17 protein-coding genes are annotated in these 22,552 nt (G+C 35.9%); 4 read left to right on the top strand and 13 right to left on the bottom strand.

Features of this window, described 5'->3' with window-relative positions; translation table 11 throughout:
• The first annotated feature begins 87 nt into the window (after nt 1-87).
• Together MTX11_RS07000 and MTX11_RS06995 are read left to right on the top strand one after the other, a co-directional pair.
• Nucleotides 88-891, top strand: coding sequence for a TnsA endonuclease C-terminal domain-containing protein (locus tag MTX11_RS07000; protein ID WP_164542981.1), 804 nt, complete (start codon nt 88-90; stop codon nt 889-891).
• Nucleotides 875-3,559, top strand: a complete 2,685-nt coding sequence (locus tag MTX11_RS06995) for a Tn7-like element transposition protein TnsE (protein ID WP_243474730.1) — start codon at nt 875-877, stop codon at nt 3,557-3,559. The genes MTX11_RS07000 and MTX11_RS06995 overlap by 17 nt, the downstream gene beginning before the upstream one ends.
• A 205-nt stretch (nt 3,560-3,764) precedes the next feature.
• On the opposite strand, the gene MTX11_RS06990 is transcribed toward MTX11_RS06995, so the two are convergent.
• Entirely contained in the window at nt 3,765-4,496 is a 732-nt protein-coding gene (locus MTX11_RS06990) for an acyltransferase family protein (RefSeq protein ID WP_276521150.1), read from the bottom strand.
• 243 nt (nt 4,497-4,739) lie between these two features.
• Between MTX11_RS06990 and MTX11_RS06985 the strand changes: the two genes are divergently transcribed.
• On the top strand, nt 4,740-6,110 hold the full coding sequence (locus tag MTX11_RS06985) for a phosphohexomutase domain-containing protein (protein ID WP_243474728.1): 1,371 nt from the start codon (nt 4,740-4,742) through the stop codon (nt 6,108-6,110).
• Between the two features lie 68 nt (nt 6,111-6,178).
• Here the strand turns inward: MTX11_RS06985 and MTX11_RS06980 are convergent, their stop codons facing one another.
• From MTX11_RS06980 to MTX11_RS06955, 6 genes are all read right to left on the bottom strand, one after another.
• Complete coding sequence (locus MTX11_RS06980; protein ID WP_155861600.1) at nt 6,179-7,630, bottom strand: capsule assembly Wzi family protein; 1,452 nt, start codon at nt 7,628-7,630, stop codon at nt 6,179-6,181.
• A gap of 42 nt (nt 7,631-7,672) precedes the next feature.
• Entirely contained in the window at nt 7,673-8,692 is a 1,020-nt protein-coding gene (galE, locus tag MTX11_RS06975) for a UDP-glucose 4-epimerase GalE (RefSeq protein ID WP_243474727.1), read from the bottom strand.
• Nucleotides 8,689-10,353: a glucose-6-phosphate isomerase gene (gene pgi, locus MTX11_RS06970; RefSeq protein WP_155861602.1), complete on the bottom strand. Its 1,665-nt coding sequence runs from the start codon at nt 10,351-10,353 to the stop codon at nt 8,689-8,691. The genes galE and pgi overlap by 4 nt, the downstream gene beginning before the upstream one ends.
• On the bottom strand, nt 10,353-11,606 hold the full coding sequence (locus tag MTX11_RS06965; RefSeq protein WP_155861603.1) for a nucleotide sugar dehydrogenase: 1,254 nt from the start codon (nt 11,604-11,606) through the stop codon (nt 10,353-10,355). The genes pgi and MTX11_RS06965 overlap by 1 nt, the downstream gene beginning before the upstream one ends.
• 13 nt (nt 11,607-11,619) lie before the next feature.
• Complete coding sequence (gene galU / locus MTX11_RS06960) at nt 11,620-12,495, bottom strand: UTP--glucose-1-phosphate uridylyltransferase GalU (protein WP_243474726.1); 876 nt, start codon at nt 12,493-12,495, stop codon at nt 11,620-11,622.
• A 326-nt stretch (nt 12,496-12,821) separates the two neighbouring features.
• Nucleotides 12,822-14,186, bottom strand: coding sequence for an undecaprenyl-phosphate glucose phosphotransferase (locus MTX11_RS06955; RefSeq protein WP_243474725.1), 1,365 nt, complete (start codon nt 14,184-14,186; stop codon nt 12,822-12,824).
• A gap of 240 nt (nt 14,187-14,426) precedes the next feature.
• On the opposite strand from MTX11_RS06955, the gene MTX11_RS06950 reads away from it, so the two are divergent.
• The gene (locus tag MTX11_RS06950; protein ID WP_243474724.1) at nt 14,427-15,851 is read left to right on the top strand and encodes a mannose-1-phosphate guanylyltransferase/mannose-6-phosphate isomerase; all 1,425 of its coding nucleotides are present in this window, start codon (nt 14,427-14,429) and stop codon (nt 15,849-15,851) included.
• Nucleotides 15,852-15,893: 42 nt separating this feature from the next.
• Here the strand turns inward: MTX11_RS06950 and MTX11_RS06945 are convergent, their stop codons facing one another.
• From MTX11_RS06945 to MTX11_RS06920, 6 genes are read right to left on the bottom strand one after another with little or no spacing between them, the layout of a single operon-like run.
• Nucleotides 15,894-17,129, bottom strand: a complete 1,236-nt coding sequence (locus tag MTX11_RS06945) for a glycosyltransferase WbuB (RefSeq protein ID WP_243474723.1) — start codon at nt 17,127-17,129, stop codon at nt 15,894-15,896.
• Entirely contained in the window at nt 17,126-17,677 is a 552-nt protein-coding gene (locus MTX11_RS06940; protein WP_276521149.1) for a putative colanic acid biosynthesis acetyltransferase, read from the bottom strand. The genes MTX11_RS06945 and MTX11_RS06940 overlap by 4 nt, the downstream gene beginning before the upstream one ends.
• 20 nt (nt 17,678-17,697) lie before the next feature.
• Nucleotides 17,698-18,903 (bottom strand): glycosyltransferase, encoded by a 1,206-nt coding sequence (locus MTX11_RS06935; RefSeq protein ID WP_243474722.1) that lies wholly within the window; start codon nt 18,901-18,903, stop codon nt 17,698-17,700.
• Nucleotides 18,903-19,988: a glycosyltransferase family 4 protein gene (locus MTX11_RS06930; RefSeq protein ID WP_243474721.1), complete on the bottom strand. Its 1,086-nt coding sequence runs from the start codon at nt 19,986-19,988 to the stop codon at nt 18,903-18,905. Before MTX11_RS06930 ends, MTX11_RS06935 begins: the two co-directional genes overlap by 1 nt.
• A complete protein-coding gene (locus tag MTX11_RS06925; protein WP_243474720.1) occupies nt 19,985-21,271 on the bottom strand; it encodes a lipopolysaccharide biosynthesis protein in 1,287 nt (428 codons plus the stop codon). The genes MTX11_RS06930 and MTX11_RS06925 overlap by 4 nt, the downstream gene beginning before the upstream one ends.
• A complete protein-coding gene (locus MTX11_RS06920; protein WP_243474719.1) occupies nt 21,264-22,493 on the bottom strand; it encodes a hypothetical protein in 1,230 nt (409 codons plus the stop codon). Before MTX11_RS06920 ends, MTX11_RS06925 begins: the two co-directional genes overlap by 8 nt.
• Nucleotides 22,494-22,552 lie beyond the last annotated feature (59 nt).

Here is a 22,552-nt window from a genome sequence, read left to right as displayed (position 1 = left end):
GCAATAAAGTATCATCTCATATTGATTAAAAATTGATCGCCTGCTATTCTGAATAAATAATAAATAAAGAATAGCGGGCGATTTGTTATGGTTACAGAACATCAGCAGAAACGCTGGATCAAAGAAGGACGTGGTCAAGGCTATCTAAAAGATTATAAGCCATGGATTACTGTACGAGATGTTAGCTCAAAAGGTCGTTCTCACCGAGTTTTTGGCCATACAACGAAACGCACCCATCATTTATTATCTGATTTAGAACTTGCAATTTTTCTACTTTTAGACTGGAATCCGTTAATTACTGATATCAGAGAGCAGTTCCCCTTGCCTCTCAACACTACGCTCGAAATTTCAGAAGGAGCCCAAATATCTCACCCCAAAATTAAAGATACTCTACAAACTATAAGTTCAAGTTTTTATGTAAATAGTCAAAGTACTAACCAACCAAATTTTGTCATCCGAACTAAATACACAAATAGCTTAAAGGATGAGAGAATCATTGAAAAACTAGAGCTTGAGCGTAGATATTGGAAAAGTACAGATACACCTTGGTATATCCTTACAGAAAAAGAAATTCCTTCCGTTATTTTGAATAACATTAAATGGCTTTATCCAGCCATGAGAGAATCTAGTACTGAAATTTACAATCGTTTAAACGATTATATTCATATATTTACACAGTATCCTGAGCTCGACTTAATTACTTTAAGTAAAAAAATAGATCAAGTGTATAATTTAACGATTGGTACGTCTTTAGCTGAGCTCCGAGAACTGCTTGCTCAACGCTATTTTATTTTCGATATAACTAAAGACTATAAAAAGATTAAAGCCTCTGAGATCAAGTTAGGCAATTTTGAAATATGGAAGGAGATTCGCCATGTTTCGAATCAATAGTGTATATAAGTTTCAAGGTAAAGATTACCGAATTCTTAAAATTATTCCTTCTCATATTATCTGGATTGATTTAAATCATCCCAATGCCAATCCCTCTATAATTAAAAAAGAAGAACTGATTACAGCCATAGAAGTAGGCGAAGCAGAAATAACCGATGATCCTTTTGCCGATATCTCCTTGATTAATGTGACAGAAGACTCTGTACAGCAAAAAAAACGTGATATGGGAATGAACATTATAGATTTACTCATATCTAATGAGCATTTCTATGATCCATCTATTCGTTTTAGCCTTGTTAAAATAATTACTGAGCAGCATAAAACAACTCATCAAACCATTTATAGATTAGCACGTCGATACTGGCAACGAGGTCAAACACCAAATGCACTTATTCCCAGTTATAACAATTCTGGTGCTAAAGGTGTTAAACGTATTGCAAAAAATAAAAAACTAGGTAGGCCAAGAAAATATAGTGAAGGTGTTGGTGCATTAGTTGATCAGAATGTCGAGCGACTTTTCAGAATTAATATTAATAAATATATGTTAACGAAGGATAAATATTCTTTGAGTTATGCCTATCGTAAATTTTCTACGATGTATCATTCATTATTTCCAGATACTGCTGATAGCGAAATTCCGACCATCTGGCAATTTAAATATTTTTATGAGCGTGAGTTTCCAAAAGTAACTCAACTTACTGCTCGAACCAATCCAATTATCTATGCAAAAGACATCCGAGAGCTCCATTCAACTGTCAACACCCAAGTCCTAGGGCCAGGTTCTCGCTATGAAATTGATGCAACAATTGCTGATATTTATCTTGTATCAGATTCAGATCGTGCCTGTATTATCGGAAGACCCACTATTTATTTAGTTGCTGACGTATTTAGTAGAATGGTGGTTGGTTTCTATATTGGATTTGAAAATGCCTCCTATGTAACTGCAATGCAAGCTCTACAAGTCGCCATGACAGATAAAGTTGAGTTATGCAAACAATATGGTTATGAAATTACATATGATGACTGGCCATGTATTGGATTACCCGATGCTATTTTAGCAGATCGAGGAGAATTATTAGGGCATCAGATTGAAGCTTTAGAATATAACTTTTCTATTCGTATCGAAAATACTGCACCTTATCGTGGAGATTTAAAACCAATTGTTGAACGTTATTTCAGAACTATTCAGACAAAATTTAAGCCTTTTGCTTCTGGTGTAGTACAACAGGTTAAAGAAAAAAAACGTGGGGGCTCTGACTACCGGTTAGATGCAACACTTACTATAACTGAATTTAAGCAGATCATTATTGGTTCAATACTTGCACATAATACATCACATCAATTGACAACTTATGATCGTGATATAGATATGCCTAGCGATTTGCCTTTAGTTCCTATTCATTTATGGAATTGGGGAATACAACATCGTGTGGGTCAGTTAAAACAAGTTTCTGAAAAAGCATTACGTGTTGCTTTATTACCTAAAATTAAAGCGACCTTGTCCGACCTTGGCCTAAAAATGTTTGGAGTATTTTATAATTGCCCTGAAATATATAAACAAGGCTGGATGCATCGTAAAAAATCTATTTCTCGTCCAGAATCATTTCAAGTGGCTTATGATCCAAGTAATGCAGAAATAATTTATGTGTTTTATCAGGAGCATAGTTTAGATTATTGGGAAGCTACAATTTCTCCAAGATCTAGAGAATTCATGGGCTGTAGTTTTTGGGAAGTTTGGCAGGTTCAACACGAACAAAAGAAAACAAAAGCCGCTCAAAATCTAAAAACCAATAGGTCTCAAGCAAACCTTGAAGAACATATTGAATCAATTATTGCTCGGGCAGATGCAAAAAAACCTTCTTCAACACTTAGTAAAAAAGAACGTTTAACTGATCTTCGTAAAAATAAACAAGCTGAAAAAGATAGTGAACGATTGAAACAGAGAAACAACAGCCAAAAATCGTCAAAATCTGTCTTTACGGTTCTAGACCACTCTGAACAGTCTTCAGAAAATCAAAGTAATATTATTCCTATTGAAACGAAAAAAGCAGTAATTAAACGTTCTGGTAAAAAGGGCAGCTTTAATAACGATGATATAACTACCTTACCTGAACCTGACGTCGGTACAGGGGAATCCACTATTTTTGGAGAAATTGGCCGGGGGGAATTTGAAAATTGTCAAGATGAGAGTGATGACCTTAAACTATTTATGAAAAGATTTGAATCATTTCAAGCTATGATTGAGGAATTCAGATCACAGAATAATATTCTATCAAAATTTAGATTTACCATTTCTAAGCTTCCCGCTGTCAATCGATCCAAGCTACATAAGACCGATGATGGCAACTTTCGAAGTATTGCGGAAGTACAGCTAGAATTTCAAGGTAAAAAATTTTCCATTCTAGAAATTGATACTAGCGACAATTACAAACCACTTTCAACATTAATTGTTAAAGTCGAAGATTTTGAAGCCTGGGATCAAAATTTTCCAATTTTTAAACAACAGGTTATTAGACGTTCTTTGCGTTGGCCCACGGCAAAATCCTTAAAAGATATTGGCATTCCCAAAGGCATTAACCATCCAAAAAACAAATTTGAGATAAGTGAGTCTGATAAAGAGTTTGCAGATTGGTTAAAGCGGTTTACAGAAGCCTTAAAATCTGCTTAATAGTTTTCTCTATGCTCTATGGCATAAATATTTGGATCTTCGAATTCAACTCACCCACCTTTAAGATGATACTTTATTACTAGACATCCTATAAAATTAAGAATACATGATTATGTACGATGATACTTTATTTTTAATAAGTTATGATCATAAGTTATTAAAATCAAGCACTTAATAAAACTTAGGATGAAGCTTTATTACTAGCTTACAGTACCCCTCCTTCCAAAGCACGACCAAAAACAGTATCAAAAACAGTATCAAAAACAGTATCAAAAACAGTATCAAAAACAGTATCAAAAACAGTATCAAAAACAGTATCAAAAACAGTATCAAAAACAGTATCAAAAACAGTATCAAAAACAGTAAATATATTCTGAAAGAGAATAAAAGTAGCACCTAACATAATAAGGAAGATATTCAGTATAAAATTTAAATTCAATTCCATATAAATTAGATACGCAAAAATACCCAGAGCGTACTCCAAAAGAATCACATTAAAAAAGAATGTCTTATCAAAATTTAACACCAACATACCGATAGCGGGCAATAAGGTTAATATTGCTATTAATGCAATATAATTTATTTTATTTCTAAGAAAGTATAGAGATAAAGCAAAAATGATATAGAAATAAACATCATAACTTAAGGTCCATCCATTATGGACAAGGAATTTATGTTCTCCTGGAATTAGAAAATAAGAAGCAATAACATTTGTATATCCTCCAGTCTTATTAACTAGAGCTGGATTATATAAAAAAATAAAAAGAGCCAAAGTTGTAAAAAACCAATACAATGGCAATATCCGTTGCATTCGCCCTTTTAAAAATTTTATGGGCGTTATATCTTTTCTAGCCGTGGTTAAACAAATAATAAAACCTGACATAACAAAAAAAATATCAACTCCTGGTCCTCTAAATCGATACCACTCTAAAGACAAAATATTATATTGATACTTTATTTTCTATATGACTAAGCAAGACAAAACTTGCAGCAATAAATCTCAATATATTAATTGAATACAATTTATTCGAAAACATATTTTTCATCCTTATATTTTTGAATACAATACTTTATTTTTCAAATGAAACATTATTTTAATATTATTCAGCTTAGTTAAATGATAAAAACTTTTATTTACGTTAGAATATATTTTCTCTATTGTACTCTCAAATAATAAATTATGAAAAAACTTTCTTGTTTCAAAGCTTATGACATTCGCGGCAAACTGGGTACCGAGTTGAATGAAGACATTGCCTACCGAATTGGTCGCGCCTATGGACAAATCTATCAACCCACAACAGTTGTCATTGGCTGTGACATCCGCCTTAGCAGCGAAGGCTTAAAACAAGCGACTATTCGCGGTTTAAATGATGCCGGTGTTAATGTACTTGATCTTGGCATGACCGGAACCGAAGAAGTCTATTTTGGTGCCTTTCACCTGGACGTTCAAGGGGGTATTGAAATCACTGCTAGCCATAATCCGATGGACTATAATGGTATGAAGCTGGTACGTGAAAATGCCCGTCCGATCAGTGCGGATACTGGCTTAAAAGACATTCAACACTTAGCTGAAACTAATGACTTTAATGAAGTAGACGTTAAAGGAACAACGTCAACTTACAATATTCTGCCAGAATTTGTAGATCATTTGATGACCTATATTGAGCCGGCAAAAATCCGCCCACTTAAGCTGGTGGTAAATGCAGGAAATGGTGCAGCTGGCCATGTCATTGATGCAATTGAGAAGAAATTTAAAACACTCAATATACCAGTAGAATTTATCAAGATTCACCATGAAGCTGATGGTACCTTCCCAAATGGTATTCCTAACCCATTGCTGATTGAAAACCGTGACAGTACCTGTAATGCTGTACTTGAACACCAAGCCGATATGGGACTTGCCTGGGATGGTGACTTTGACCGTTGTTTCCTGTTCGATGAAAAAGGCCAGTTCATTGAAGGTTATTATATTGTAGGCTTATTGTCACAGGCTTTTCTGCTGAAACAAGCAGGTGAAAAAATCGTGCATGATCCACGTTTAGTTTGGAATACCTTTGATATTGTTCAACAATTTAAAGGTGAAGCAATTCAATCCAAATCAGGTCACTCTTTCATTAAAGAAAAAATGCGTGAACACAATGCCGTATATGGCGGTGAAATGAGCGCACACCATTATTTCCGTGACTTTGCTTATTGCGATAGTGGAATGATTCCATGGCTATTAGCAATTTCTGTCCTGTCTGAAACGAGAAAGCCACTTTCTTCCCTAGTTGAAGAAATGATTGCCAAATTCCCTTGTTCAGGTGAAATCAACTTTAAGGTAGCGGATACCCAAGCAACTATTCAAAAAATCTTTGATCATTATGCGGATCAGCAGCCTGAAATCGATCGTACAGATGGTGTTAGTTTAGATTTCGGTGCTTGGCGTTTAAATATCCGTGCTTCGAATACCGAGCCGTTATTGCGATTAAATATTGAGAGTCGTAGTAGCTTGAATCCATTACCTATTCAACATTATGTGAATGAATTATCCAATCTCATTCAAGCATAACTTCATTACAAAAACCTTTAATCGACTTAAACCTATGGATCAGTCGATTAAAGGCTTAAATAAAAAAACTAGAATAGATAATCATCTAATGGCAATTCAATACCGACTGACAAGCCACTATCCTGTCCCAGAAGATCAGAATCGCTTACCCACCCATTAATTTTTAAAGGCATAGTTGGTTGAATATAATGAGTCCATGTCAATTCTAACGCTTGAATCTCATCTTTATTTGGAAATTGCTGGTTAATTAATAAACTCGACTGGTTGACATTGGCAGATAAAATTCGCCCTGATACACGGTTCATTTTATCAAACCGAATATTTCCCCCAATTGAGTACATTTGACTATCCCCGCCTATGCCGTGCGCTAAAGAATATCCGTGCTGATAATAACCATCACTATAATTATGATGGTTGTAGGAATAGCCCCAAACATCCCCATTCGTTCGTGTATCAGACCATTCAGTATAAATCTGGAATGGCATATTCTTAATTTGAGATGAATAATCAAATCCTGCTAGGTACATTTTTCTGGATGGAAGTAGCCCAGATTCATCTTCACCCACAAACTGTCCATATAAGCTTAAAGGGATATTAAACCATTGATTTAAATTTAAACGTGCATCTAAACCAGCTATTTGGTTCGATGCATTCCCCTCTCCTACACAACCACTCTCGTCACATTCATTATCTTTGCCGATAAATGCATTCCAATAAGCTTTTAGACTATCAGGCTGTCCCTCTCCATCAATCTGAATTGTACGTGAGGCTCCGAGTTCAAGATACGGTAGGGGTTGCGCAGTTAAACGTATCCCTAATAAATTAGTGCCTGAGATAATATAATCATCTAACTGGCCAGCAAATACTTGATATTGCCAAGGTCCAATCCAAGATAACCACTTGGTTTCAAATGCTGCTTGATCCGCTCTTTGTAATGTTACGCCATACACTGGACGACTCGCATCTCCTCGAATCAAACTTCCATCATGCCCTGGCCCCCAATAGGTTGGGATTTGTCCTGCAACTACCCATTGATTCCAAAATTTTCCAGCCAGATATGAGCCTTCAATATTGACTTTTTGATCATGATCAATGATTAGGTCATTCTCCGCATTTATTTTTAATTGGCCTGCCCAGTTTTCACCACTAGATTTTAATTGCACACCAACTTGGTATTGAGATTTTGTATTGTCACCAAACTTTTGAGGTAGATATTGCGGATCCGTTTCAGCAAATAGATTTACCCTAAAACTTTCATTTTGAGATTTCACATGAGCCAAAACACTTTCAACTACTTTTTGCTGAGTCTTATTATTAATATTCGCATCTTGGATAGCCTTAATGACTGCTTCTTCACTCAAAGGCCAAGTGGATGTACTTATTTGAATTACACCTTGATGATTTAGCCAATTTAAATCATTACGCAAATTTTCATCATTGAGTAATAATCCATTGGCCCAAGTGGTAGGTGTAACCAATCCCAAGCCTATGACTATCAAACACTTTAATGATCTTATCATTTTCAAAATTTCCTAAATTATTTTATTGAATCATCATTGCTATTAGTTAGAAAACCCTTGCGAATTCTTTTTCTGCCAATGCCAACTATGTACCAACATATCCTCTAAATTATATTCTGCTTTCCAGCCTAACTCTTGCTGTGCACGCTGACAATCTGCATAGAAGCTTGGCAAATCCCCAGCCCGGCGTGGTGAAAAATGATAAGGAATTTTGATTTTATTAACACGTTCAAAGGCATTCACAATTTGCAGAACAGAAATTGGAGAACCTGTACCAATATTCCAAGCTCGACAACCATGAGTAGTTAAGCGATTTTGTATGGCTAATACATGTGCCTTAGCTAAATCAACCACATGAATAAAATCTCGCTCACAAGTACCATCTTCAGTGGGATAATCATTACCAAAAATAGACAGTTGCTCTCGGCGCCCAACCGCAACTTGCGTCACAAAAGGCATAAGATTATTAGGGATACCTTGCGGATCTTCTCCGATATCACCACTTGGATGTGCCCCGACTGGATTAAAATAGCGTAGCAATGCGATCGACCAATCTGGATTAGCTGCTGCTGTTTTCTCTAACAGCTGCTCAACCACCATTTTGGTATAACCATAGTTATTAGTTGGCATACCTAATGACATATTCTCATGATAAGGTGCTTGATTAGCCTCTCCATATACTGTTGCCGAAGAGCTAAACACCAGGTTAAATACCCTTGCTCGCTCCATCGCTTGTACCAGACTTAAGGTACCCGTAATATTATTATCAAAATAAGCCAATGGAATCTGCTGACTTTCACCCACAGCCTTCAAGCCTGCAAAATGAATCACAGCATCAATTTGATACTGAGCAAACAATTGATCTAAACATTCAGCATCTCGAATATCACCTTGTATAAAGGTTAATGTACGGCCGGCTAACTGCTGAACCCGTCGCAAGGGCTCCTCAGAACTATTAGATAAATTATCTAATACCACCACCTCATATCCTGCGGTAAGCAATTCAACACAGGTATGTGACCCAATAAATCCTGCTCCGCCGGTGACTAAAATTGTGATCATTTTTCTTTTTCCAGCAATATATCGAGTAAGCCACGAGTCGAGCTATCTAAATGATGGTAACGATGTGTTTCACCATTGAGTATAGGCAAAACTTCATTAGCAATTTGTTTACCTTTTTCTACCCCCCACTGGTCAAATGCATTGATATTCCACAGTACTGATTGAACAAACACTTTATGCTCATACAATGCAATTAACATACCTAGGGTATAAGGCGTTAATTCCTTTAAAAGAATAGTGGTACTTGGCTGGTTACCTTGATATTTTTGATATTCAGGTAAAGTTTCAACTTCTTTTTTATCCAGTGCAGCATTGCCAAATGCTAGTAACCGTGACTGTGCCAAACAGTTTGACAAAGCCAAATGGTGTTGTTCAATCAGTGCTTGCGCATTTTTCACATAGGTAAACTGATTAGCTGTATAACGTCTCACAGGTGCAATAAATTCACAGCTTACCTTGTGAGTACCTTGATGAAGCAATTGGTAAAAAGCATGTTGAGCATTCGGTCCCACTTCGCCCCAAATAATTGGGCATGTAGACTGTTTGACCTTTTCACCATTACGCTGAATCGACTTACCATTCGATTCCATTTCTAACTGTTGTAGATACTGCGGGAAATATTTAAGACGACCATCATATGGCAAGATTGCTTGGGTCTGTATGTCTAAATAATTATGATTCCATAAACCCAGAATTGCCATTATCACAGGAATATTTTGATGAAAGTCTGCATTACAGAAGTGTTCATCAATAGTATAAGCCCCTGCCATTAATTGCTTAAAACCTTCTACACCAATATTGAGTGCGATAGGTAAACCGATGCATGACCACAATGAATAACGCCCACCTACCCAATCCCAGAGCAAGAGTTGATTATCAGGACAAATTCCCCACTCTGTCATTTTATCCGCTTTAGTGGATACCCCAATAAAATGGCTACGATCGAGATGACAGGATTTACCTAAGTGTTTTTCCAACCATTGCCGGGCAGTTTGTGCATTATAAAGCGTGTCAATAGTGCCAAATGATTTGGACGAAATAATGAAAAGTGTCGTTTCAGGACGTAATTGATGTAGCAAGTCAGATAACTGAGTACCATCCATGGTCGAAACAAAATGTACTTTTAAGGGTTTAACCGTTTTAACTTTGAAATCAGACAAAGCATGACTGACCATCATCGGGCCTAAATCCGACCCCCCAACCCCAATATTCACTACATCCTGAATCACCTCACCCGTTACACCACGATATTGGCCTGCATGAATTTTTTCAACAATCTCATACATTCGCTCTAATTGCTCATGCACTTGTTCTGCAAGTTTTGTGTGTACTGGATGATTTTTAGGAAGTCTCAATGCCCAATGCTTGACTGCACGTTGTTCAGTGTAATTGATAGGCTCTTCTGAAAATAAACGCTTAATCCAAGTCGATAAATCACAGGCCTGTGTAGTATCAAGCAAGGCTTTTAAAACAGTTTGATCAATTCTTTGCTTACTGTAATCAAAAACGATTTCATCAAATTCAATTGAAAATTTTTCAAATCGCTGAAGATCTTCGGAAAAATACTCTGTTAGATGTTGTTGACTGGTTCTTTGGCTGAGTTCTTTTAAATTATTAAATGTACTGACCAAGTCCTTCTTCGGGAAAACTTGCAAATTCATCAACGCCCTACTCCCATATATGCAAAGCCCTGATTTTTTATATATTCAGGATTATAAATATTTCTTCCATCTAAAATCAGTGGATGCAACATATCATATTTAAGTTTTTCATAATCCAGTGCAAAATATTGTTTCCAAGCTGTTAACAAGCACAAAGCATGTGCTCCTTGTGCCGCAGTATATTGATTTTCACATAAGATTAAATCTGGGCGATCACCATATTCTTGCTTAATTTCAGCTAAGGCTTGAGGATCATGTAAACGCACGGTAATGCCTTGCGCCCAAAGCGCAGCAAGCATTGGATGGATTGGGGAATGACTGGTACTTGAAGTATTCTGTTTAAATGCTGCTCCCCAAATTGCAATGGTTTTACCTTTGAGGTCTCCGTGAAAATAATTCCATAATTTTCTAAACAACAATTCTTTTTGCTGTTCATTAATATCCCATACTTGTTCTAGAAGTTGGCTTTTAACACCTGTTCGAGCTACGGTATGAGAGAGAGTGACGATATCATGAGAAAAATTTGCACCCCCAAATCCTGCACCTGGATGTAAGTAAGAAGTTCCAATCCGATTATCTGCCGTCATCCCCTCTCGAACATTCGCAATATCAATACCCAGTTTTTCTGCTACGACTGCCAAGTCATTGATATAACTAATACGTGTTGCCAACATGCCGGAAATTCCTAATTTGGTGAATTCAGCATCTAAAATTGGCATAAACAGATATTGCTGTGGGCGTGGGAAAAAAGGACGCAACATTTCTTGAAGTTTTTCTTGTACTTTCAGGTTTTGACAGCCAATAATGACTTTACCCGTACTGGTCAGACTCTTGAATGCTTGTCCTTCTTGGACAATATCCGGGAAATAGACCCAATCATCTTCAGGCAAAATTTGTTTTAGTTTTTCAGTACCGTGAAGACCAAATGTTGAAGCATTAACCATCAACTTTGGATGGATAATTGTGCGTTCACTTAAATGTTTTAACACATCTAAAGCTAGATGCTCTTTACCGTGACTAAAACTAAAAAAGTAGGTATCAATATCTAAAGGAAGAGACTGAAAATCGCAATATTTTAAAAAACCGCTCTGTAAATGTTTGGCAAGTGTACTCAACACATCCTGCTCCGTGATATCAAAGAAGGAAGATTCATCTTCTAAGTCATCACACACAAATACATAATGTCCACATTCAGCTAGCAATGAGGCGATAACACCTGCATATAAAGTCGTTCCAAATATTGCGATTTTCATAGTGATCTATCCTTTAAATATGTAAGTCTTGAATCATCGCTTTAAATTCGGCACCTAATTTAGGGTGATCTAATCCATAATGTAGTACAGCTTTGAGGTAACCAAGCTTACTGCCACAATCAAAAGTTTGGCCTTTCATACGATAAGCTTCAACGGTATCAGTTTGTTGCAGCATGGCAATAGCATCAGTAAGCTGAATTTCATTGCCAGCCCCCTTCGGAGTTTGCTCTAACAAACTCATAATCTTTGCTGGTAGAATATAACGACCGACCACAGATAAGTTTGATGGTGCAGTACCTACAGCAGGTTTTTCAACAATCCCTTGCATTACCGCACTTTGACCTTCGGCAGGTGTCGTTGCAACATCTACAATCCCATATTGGTCAACTAACTCATTCGGTACAGCTTCTACCATAATTTGTGATGCATTTGATGCTGCAAAACGCTCAATCATGAGTGCTAAATCATTTTTTTCCTCTTTGTCTTTCACCAATACATCAGGTAGCAGTACAGCAAAGTCTTCATTTCCCACAATGGATTTTGCGCAAAGCACAGCATGACCCAAACCTAAAGGTTGTGGTTGGCGTACGCTAACCACACTCACATGTGGAGGAAGAATTTCTGTGATTTCTTTCAGTAAATCATCTTTTTTCTTCAGTGCCAAAGTCGTGTCCAATTCAAAATTACTGTCAAAATAATTTTCAATAGAAGCCTTCGAGGAGTGCGTGACCAAGATGATTTGCTCAATGCCTGCTGCAACTGCTTCTTTTACCACATATTCGATGGCAGGACGATCTACCACCGTAACCATTTCTTTAGGAATGGATTTGCTGGCAGGTAAAAAACGTGTTCCTAACCCTGCAACAGGTAAAATTGCTTTTTTAATCATATGTGTTCCTAATCACGAAGCAAAAAATAATGAAAATTGAATTGGATTCAAACTCAATTTCTACAAATATACAGATTTCAGGCCAAGATTCTAATACTGTATTAGAGTTCTTTCATAAATCATTTTAATCATTAAAAAGAAGTTTCCTCTCCTTGTAGGAGACTTGCGGAGCATGCTCCTCAGGGAGAGGTTGTTTCTAAAAATTACCCTTATCCTCTTGCGAAGCAATACTTCTCATCCCAGAGGGAGAAGGAACTTCCAAAACTCATTTAATATGAATGTAACGATCATTTTTTGATTTATGAAAGATATCTATTAATACTCAATTAATAGGCAGCTTTATGAATAAAGCCTTTAAAAACGGTTAAGAAAATAATTTGGATATCCAGCCAAATACTCCATGTGCGAATATATTCAAGATCACATTCCACACGTTTTTCCATTTTATCAAGTGTATCTGTTTCCCCCCTCCAACCACGAATTTGGGCAAGGCCTGTGATACCAGGTTTCACTTTATGGCGTAACATATAGCCCGGAATAAGCTGACGATATTCTTCATTATGTGCCACCGCATGAGGGCGTGGACCAACTACTGACATGGAGCCTAAAAACACATTAATAAACTGAGGAAGCTCATCAATTGAAGTTCGTCTTAAAAAACCGCCGATTGGTGTCAATCGAGGGTCATTTTTAACTGCTTGTGTTACTTTAGCTCCATTTTCCATGACATTCATCGAACGAAATTTATACACTAAAATCGGTTTACCATTTAAACCATAACGGGTTTGTTTAAAAAATACAGGACCCTTAGAGGTTATTTTGATTGCAATTGCAATTCCAATAAGAAGTGGCGAAATTAGAATTAAAATAAGTGATGAAAAACAGATATCTTCTATACGTTTGAGTAAAGTGTTTACCCCAGTCATACGTGTATCAATAATAGGGATAATGGGCGTACCATTAATATCTTCTACACGCGAATAAAGAAAATCATGACTAAATAATTCAGGCACAATAACTGTAGAACATGTAGTATTAGATAAATACTTAACCAACTCATCTGCTTGTTTAATATTATTCTGACTAATTATGACATAAACTTTATCAATATCTCCTTGTTGAATTAAATTCATTCCACTTAATAAGTCACCAGAATATTCATAACGATCAAATTCATGTTGAAATGAAAACAGTCCAATAGGATTGAAACCAATCCATTCAGATTTTTTAAGGTCTTGATACAATTTTAATGCTTGTGACGTATCCCCAAATACCACAACATTACGTGATTTATTCGAGAATTTATAGAAAAGTGCATAAAGAAGGCGTATGGCAATTCTTAAGGATGCCATTACCGCAACAACGCTTAAGAAATAATTTAATAGGATTTGAATATCTATATTATCCAAAAAGATTAAGATAGCTGAAGAGACAATAATGCTAAGGGATAAATTTTTAAAACAAAAGAATAGTTCATTAAATAGGCTTATCCCTCGCCAAGATCGGTAAAAATCTGTTAAGCCACCCAATAATTGAAATAAGCTGACCATTGTAAGAAACATTAAAAAGGTCTGATGGTCAAAGCTAAAATCATTTACCTGTTGAATAATGTAGAAACCAAGGTAAATTGCCAATACATCACAAAAACGCTGTAGTATTGAAACGTATGATGCATTTAATCTGGAAGCCATTGTATGCCTATATAATATCAATTGAGAGGTATTCAAAAAAAAGTGAATTTCCATTCTTTTATAAAGAACCCTCTATCTCGCTTATTGAATTTATCTAAAATGTAGTGTACCGAATTATAACAACAAAACTACTACACTTTTGTGCATTACTCCTCATTAAATCTCACTTAATGTTTTTTTTAGGGTAAAATAATTATATAAATAGACACATAAAGCCATAAGTTTTTAGAGATTCAAATCATGATACCTGTAATTTTATCTGGTGGTTCTGGTACGCGCCTTTGGCCACTTTCTCGTTCAAGCTATCCTAAACAATTTTTACCAATTACTGAAGAGAAAACCCTATTCCAACTGACCCTTGAACGAATTTCCAATTTAAATCAATCGCTTGCGAATTTTCAAAATCCCATCATTGTCACTAATGAAAATCATCGCTTTATTGTTGCCGAACAACTCAGATTACAAAAAACGTCAGCACAAATTCTTTTAGAGCCTATTGCACGTAATACCGCCCCTGCGATTGCTGCAGCAGCAGAGCTAGCACTGTCACGTGGTGAGGACCCTGTCCTTCTTATTCTTGCCGCAGATCATGTCATTGAACAACAAGAAGCGTTTAATCAAGCTGTTGCCGTTGGTCTCAGTGCGGCAGAGTCAGGCAAACTCGTGACTTTTGGTATTGTGCCTACAGCACCAGAAACAGGTTACGGTTATATCAAGGCACAGCAAAAAGTAGAGCAGTCTGAGCTAAAAAGCTACCCGGTGGCTGAGTTTGTTGAAAAACCAAACCGAGCAACGGCTGAACAGTATGTGGCTGATGGGTCATACCTATGGAACAGCGGTATGTTTATGTTTAAAGCATCAACTTATTTACAAGAATTAGAGAAATTTAATCCAGCAATTGCCCAAAATGCCAAAAATGCAATTCAAAGCTGCAAAAATGATTTAGATTTTATTCGTTTAGATAAAGAAAGCTTTGAGCAATGCCCAGAAGACTCCATCGACTATGCTGTCATGGAAAAAACTGAGCATGCGGTAGTCGTTCCACTTAATGCCAATTGGAATGATGTTGGCGCATGGAACAGCGTGTGGGAAGTCAGCCAAAAAGATGAAAATGGCAACAGTTTACGTGGTGATGTGATTACTCAAGACACTCATAACTCATTAATTCATGCGGAAACTCGCTTAGTCAGTACACTGGGGGTAGAAAATATTGTTGTTATTGAAACTGCGGATGCAGTCTTGGTTGCAGCTCAATCAAAAGTTCAAGACATTAAGAAAATCGTTGAAAAATTAAAATCTAATCAACGCTGTGAAATCGATGCCCATCGTAAAGTATACCGCCCATGGGGTAGTTATGACTCGATTGAACATGGTTCACGTTACCAAGTGAAATGTATTGTAGTGAATCCAGGTCAAAAACTTTCGTTGCAAATGCATCACCACCGTGCTGAGCACTGGATTGTAGTTAATGGTACAGCCAAAGTGCGTAAAGGTGACGAAACGGTGATGTTGACCGAGAATCAGTCGATTTATATTCCGCTGGGTGAAACCCATGCACTTGAAAACCCTGGTAAAGTTCCACTGGAGCTGATTGAAGTTCAATCCGGTTCTTATTTGGGTGAGGATGATATTGTCCGGTTTGAAGATGTGTATGGACGTGTCTAAAAAATAATTTATAAAAATAAGTGGCTTGTAAGCCACTTATTTTTATTTGGTGATGAGATTCACTAAATCTGTCTCAAATTTTCTAAGGATTTGATCTTTAGATAAAGAACTCTCAGCATAGCGACGACCATTTTGACCATAATTTTTTCTACTCTCCGCATCCTGTGAAAGCTGAATAATCGCTTGAGCAAACGCTTGTCCATTTTCAGGTTCTACAATAAAACCACACTGCGCATCATGAGTAATGACCTGACCAAGCTCCGTATCTTCTGTGGCAGTTGCAATCACGCTCTTGCCACTTGCCAACATACCTGTAAGTTTTGATGGCATGACCAAATCCGCAGCATCTGCGCGTTGCGGTAATAAGTGAATATCGGCCAAACCAAGTAATTCACTCAAACGCTCTAAAGGTTGCAAGTCTATAAATATGACATTGCTTAAACCTGTACATGCTTGCTCTAGATCTGCACGCCCTGCACCATTACCACAGAAAACAAACTGAATATTATCGTTTTTTTCATCTGAAATGATTTTCGCAGCTTCAGCTAAAATTTCCAGGCCTTGTTTACCCCCCATATTACCTGAATAAAGGGCAACAATTTTATCTTCACTAATCTGCAATTCTTTCCGATATGGGCTGACGCCTTTTAAAGGCTGAATAGCTGAGATATCTACCCAATTTGGGAAAGAAATAATATTTTGCTCATCTATACCTTTTGAACGTGCAAGTTTTAGCATCTGCCCAGATATGCTTGATACACGGTCAAAACAACGTATTAGCCAACGCTCACAAGATTCCACAAAACCACGAAGCCATTTTGCTTTAATTAATCCCATATCAAAAGCTGCATTTACTTCATAGTCTTGTACGTGCAACCAAGATTTTGCACCATTCATTTTTGCAAAAGCGACCGCAGCTGGAGCACACATTAAAGCAGGCTCTACAGTCCAAACGACATCTGGTTTCCAAGTCCACTGTTTAAATAATGTAGGCAGACTGTTTAGTGCAAATGAGGCTAAATGAACAAGTCTTTTTGCACCGCTCGGCTGTGCAGGCACCCAGAGTGGAGTGCGATATACAGTCACGCCATTCCATTGCTCAGTAACATAAGCGTTTTGATAGCCTTCAGAGACTTTCCATGCTGGGTAATATGGCGGTGCCGTAATCACACGGACTTCATGACCTTGTTCTGCAAACCATTGTGCCATTTCACCTGTATATTTACCAATGCCTGTGAGCTCAGGTGCGAAGTTAATACCGTAAAATAATATTTTCATTGCATTTCTCTAAGCTTAATTGGCTTACAAGGTGAACCTAAGCAAAGATATCCCTCTGGCATATCTTTAAAAACGGAACTTCGTGCACCGATCACAGCACCACGACCAATAGTGACATTAGGAGCAATATATACATCTGTAGCAACCCAAGCTTCATTTTCAATGACAATTTTATGTCCACGAATAGGAAAGTCGACTTGAGTATGATCATGATCGCCTGTACACAAATAACTGCGCTGTGAAACAACAGCATGATCACCGATGTGAATTTCACCTAGACTGTATAAAACAACATCATCACCTATCCAAGCATAATCACCGATACTGACATTCCAAGGATATGTCACCGTCACCGTTGGGCGAATTACTGTAAATCTACCCACTTTTGCGCCAAATAGACGTAATAAAAAAGCGCGAAAACCATATAAAAATTGAGGCGACCATTTAAATAATGATGCTTGTACGCACCACCAAAGCTGCACTTTCAATGCCGATGCTTTGCGAAAATTTAGCGGCATTTTAAATTTGGACAGATCCTGATATTTCAAAAGAAAAATTCCTTCATATCTCAAGTACAATTTACTTTTTTATTTGAATTAATAGCGTCCAACAAATTTTGGGTTAAATCTTTTGCAGCAGATGATACTGTAAAGTTTTTTTCATAGACATCTCTTGCACAGCGAGCCATATCAGCTTTTTGCTTGGAGTCTAAGCTTTCCCATTGTTGCAAAATTTGTATTGCCCCCTCTAAAGTATCAGCTCCTACAACACCCGCATCACCTGCTTGAATTTCTCTAAAAATATTAATTTGATTAGAAATCAATACAGGTTTCCCATAAGCCAGCGCTTCCGCAACCGCAATGCCAAAATTTTCCTGATGTGAGGTCAATACAAATGCTTCAGCACTGCTAAATGCAGCTGCTTTCAAATCACCTTTCAACATTCCAGGCCAATGTACGCGATCTTGAATACCTAATTTTTCTACAAGATTTTTAAGATAAATAATGTAGCTATCATGACATGGCCCTGCCATGACTAACTGTAAATCAGATCGCTTTACCACTGAAGCAAATGCCTGTATTAAGAGATCACAGCCCTTTTTTTCGTGAATACGGCTTAAATAAAGTAAATAAGGACGACCATTCAGTTCAGGCAGTAATGCCTGAAACTTTCGCACACCATCCTTTGAATTTTCAATTGCGTCTGCAGCCGCATAAGCAACCACCTTCGATTTATATCTATATCCCCAAAATACCCCATGCGCTAATCGCTCTTCTTCACTACTGGTAAAAAGAACTTTATGGGCATTTTGTAAAACCTGGCCTTGATAAATCCAATATAACTGCTTAATAAAATGCTTAAATGGATAAGATTTCTTGAACCAAGGATCTAGCATCCCATGTGTAAAAATGAGATAAGGTAAGCCAATCGATTGACAGCCCTGCCCGCCTTCAATAGAACTCGGATTCCAAAGCCCATGTATAACAGCTACATCAAATTGCTTACCATTTTCTATAATCCAGTTCTTCAGCTTACCTGTATAACCAAATTTAGGATGAACTGGGCCAATTGCATTCACTTTACAAGGAAAATCCTTTAAATATTCAGCATCTGGCGCATCTAATGTTACAACTTCAATATATTGATTATGCTGCTGACGAAATTTAACTGATTGTGTCAAACCCTCAACTGGACCACCATATTCTTTATTTGCAGTAATAATAATATGTAAAACTTTCAGAGAGGGCCAAGAGAATACATTACTATCAAGCATTAACATTCTCCTTTCAAAAGACTATTTAATCGTTTTACGAAATTATTCATTAAGTAATTTTCTAAGACCTTCTGATGTCCAGCCTTACCCATATTGATAGCGGAATTTTTATTTTCTAGCAGAAATATAATTTTTTCCGAAAGGGAATCAATATCATGATGATGGATTGCAAAACCATCTACACCATGACTAACCACTTCATGCGAAGCATCTTGTGTGCCACAAATAACGGGAATTTTACGAAGCCATGCTTCTAAAAATACGATACCAAAACCTTCTTTTTCTGAAGGCATCACAAAGATAGATGCTTCTTCATATGATTTTGCCAACTCCTCATCTGAAACTCGACCTTTAAACTCTACAGCATGTGAGATGCCTAATGATTCTGCAAGACCTTCAAGTTCTGTTCTTAGTACACCATCACCAATAATTCGATATTTCACATCTGGAATAGCTTGGATAATTTTTGGCAAAGCTCTAAGCACACTATCATGATGCTTCCCTCTTTCATTTTCAGAAAGTCTTGCTACAGTTAATAATATAGGTGTTTTATTTATCGAACCAAGAGAACTTTCAGCTTGATCCAATGGGTCAACTGCATTAGGGAAAATTGAGAACCTTTCTTGTGGCACTAGGAAAGATTCGCTCATTTTACAAGCTGTAAAATTTGATACTGATGCTATTTGATCAACAAATTTAATAAAATATCGATCAAGTTTTTTTATCTTTCTTGAATTAACGCCCCAAACATCAATTCCATGTACAAAAAGAATTGTTTTTATACTTGGTTTTAAAAACTTGGCAATAAATGCAATAGGCAATAAATTAACATGTCCAATTAAAAGAATATCTTGTGATCTGATATTTCGAATTACTTCTGATATTAATTTAAACTTTGAACCTTCAGCAGTTTTAAATTTAATATGATTTTCAGGAAAATCAGTATTTTTATCATCCTTTAAAATAACTGAAATACACTCTAATTCTTTGTTCTGCAAAAGACCTGAGATTACTCGCTTATTGAATTGCTGAATTCCACCAACTTTAGAATAGGCATCTAAAGCCACAAATAAAACATTCTTCATGATAGATCTCGACAGAAAACAGGATGTTTTTTAAATTCTTTTGCTACATATATTAAGAGCACAATATTAGCAAAGCACATAAAAGAAGCAATTTGTATTACTGAATGGAATAGATATGAAAACACAATAAATATAAAGCTAATTAAAAATATAATAATGGGTAGTTTTTTGTGCTGATTGACAGCCACCAATGGTGTGAAAAATGTAGTCCATAACATTTCAATAATCACTGCCAATGATAATAAAAGACATAATACAAGATCTGCCTTAATATTTTCTTTGGACAGTACCTCTACAATATCTGTAATAAAGAACAAAGAAATAATCAGATAGACAATCATGCCTAAAGCTAACAGCTTAAAATGATAATTCAATGCTTTTTTAAATCTAGAGAAATTTTTTTCACCCCAAGCATAACTATATTCAGGTGTAAAAGCATATGACAGCATATTAGCTCCAGACATGCCTAATCTTGCCACTGTTCTTGATACACTAAACATAGCCACGATAGCTGGTGTAGAGAAAGCACCTAAAACTACAATCGGAGATTGGATCATCAGAGCATTTGTCATAGGCACAAGCATATATGAAAGCGAAGGACCTGCTAATTCTTTGATTCTATCTTTTTGTGCAACATGACAATTAAAATTTAACCAAGAGATTTTAATTTTAATAATGAGATAGCTCATTACTAAAAATAAAATTCTTACAGATAGAATACCAATAGATGCTTCTATAAGCCCAAAGCCTAGAGATGCAATGACGACAATACTGATAGCTTCTAAAAGCCGTCCCGTCGCAGCTAGGAATGTTTCAGCTACAGCAAATCCCTGACAACGTAATCCTGCACAGTTAAGGAGAAAAAATTGGTAGATTAAAACTGCAAAAAATTGAAGCAGTAACACTGATCTTGCCGATTCAACAGAAAATTCACCTATATTTAAAAACTGATCAAATGGAATATAAATTACACATAAATATAAAAATGCGCCCAATACCAAACAGATTCCAATCAGCAATATAAATATACTTTGAAAGGTGACTAATGCCTCTTTTTTATTTCCAGCCGAAACAAACATAGACATATTGTTTTTTGCAATAAAGGTAAATCCAAAATCCGATAATGCCAAATATGTAGGTATTGCTGTTAGAAGTATCCAAACACCAAACAGCTCAAGCCCCCAAAAATGTATCAAAAATGGTACCGTAACGATTTGCACAGCCAAAGTTACACATTGACTATAACCTTGTGCAAAAATATTTTTATTTAAGGCATTAAACACGTTTAAAACCTTTTATTTTTTTTGATTGAAGCACTAATAAAAAATAAGTAAAAATTAAAATTATGGGAAGATTCCTAAAAATAAAAGGCAATATTTGGTCAATTTCTTTTTCTACAAAAGAAACTGTTACAATAAAACCAAAAACACCCCACAACCTATTATCCATTTTCCCAAATACATAATCCATAATAAGCAAAAATGGAAATAAAAATATTATAGGGTAAAAAATAACAGCTAATATTCCATTAGAAGCATAAGAACTTCCAATAAAACCTATCACCGGACGTGCGATAGAATTTTTATCTCTTATACCATATTGCCACGCAATTAAATCAGGTCCAGTATATGCAGTTTTAGAAATCAAAAAAGAAGGTAATATTGCTTCCCCAATTTCAATTAAAAATGGATTAACACCCATACTTGTAGTTTCACTTCTTACAATTTGGTCAATTGGTAAAATTAAAAAAAATCTATCTAAGTTTGCTGATTCTGGATATATATAACTACCACCTTCTGCATATGAAAATTGAAAACCTTGCATAAAAGCACCTTCAGCTAAAGCCAATGCCTTATAATTAAAATTGTTTTCTTCAATTACTCGATATACGGCCTCAACTCTTTCACTAAAACTTAAATCTCTAAACTCAAATCTAGTCAAATGAATAGCAGGAGAAATAAATAAAATTACTAATAGAGAAAAAGTTAAACCAGAAAATATGGTTTTTATTCCTATTTTTATTTTAAAAAAGACGATACATAATAGGCTTAACAGTATGAAATCTAATATATCTTTTTTTGTATTTCCTACAATAGCTAAACCACTCGCGATTATCAAAGCTAAAACTATGTAAAATACATATTTTTTATCTTTAGTATCAGCATATACTTTAAATGCTAATGCCAATGCAAACAAAAGTACAAATTTAAAAACTCCAAAACCACCAAAACCACCACCGTCTTCAAGACCTGCATTAAATTTCAAATGTAATAACCTGAAGAAGCCTCCCAACAAAAGTAGAATTAATACATATTCTTTCTTAAAATTAATATCTTCTACAAGATACCCCATTTTTGAACTATAATTATTTGAAATAGTTTTAGATAATATCGCACAAAAAAATATACTAATAAATCCCACAAATAATACTACTGAAGATTCAAAAGGAACTATTAAATTAGTTTGTAACTGCTGATTATAAATAGCCTTTACTAAAAGCGGCATAAAACCACAATATATTGAAAAAAAGAAAACAAATAAGTTACTGTATGTTTTTTTCAAAA

The organism is Acinetobacter lwoffii (genome assembly GCF_022809915.1).
Lineage (GTDB): Bacteria > Pseudomonadota > Gammaproteobacteria > Pseudomonadales > Moraxellaceae > Acinetobacter > Acinetobacter lwoffii_M.
Note: the sequence above shows the minus strand (reverse complement) of the source record. Positions and strands in the feature narration are given on the sequence as shown.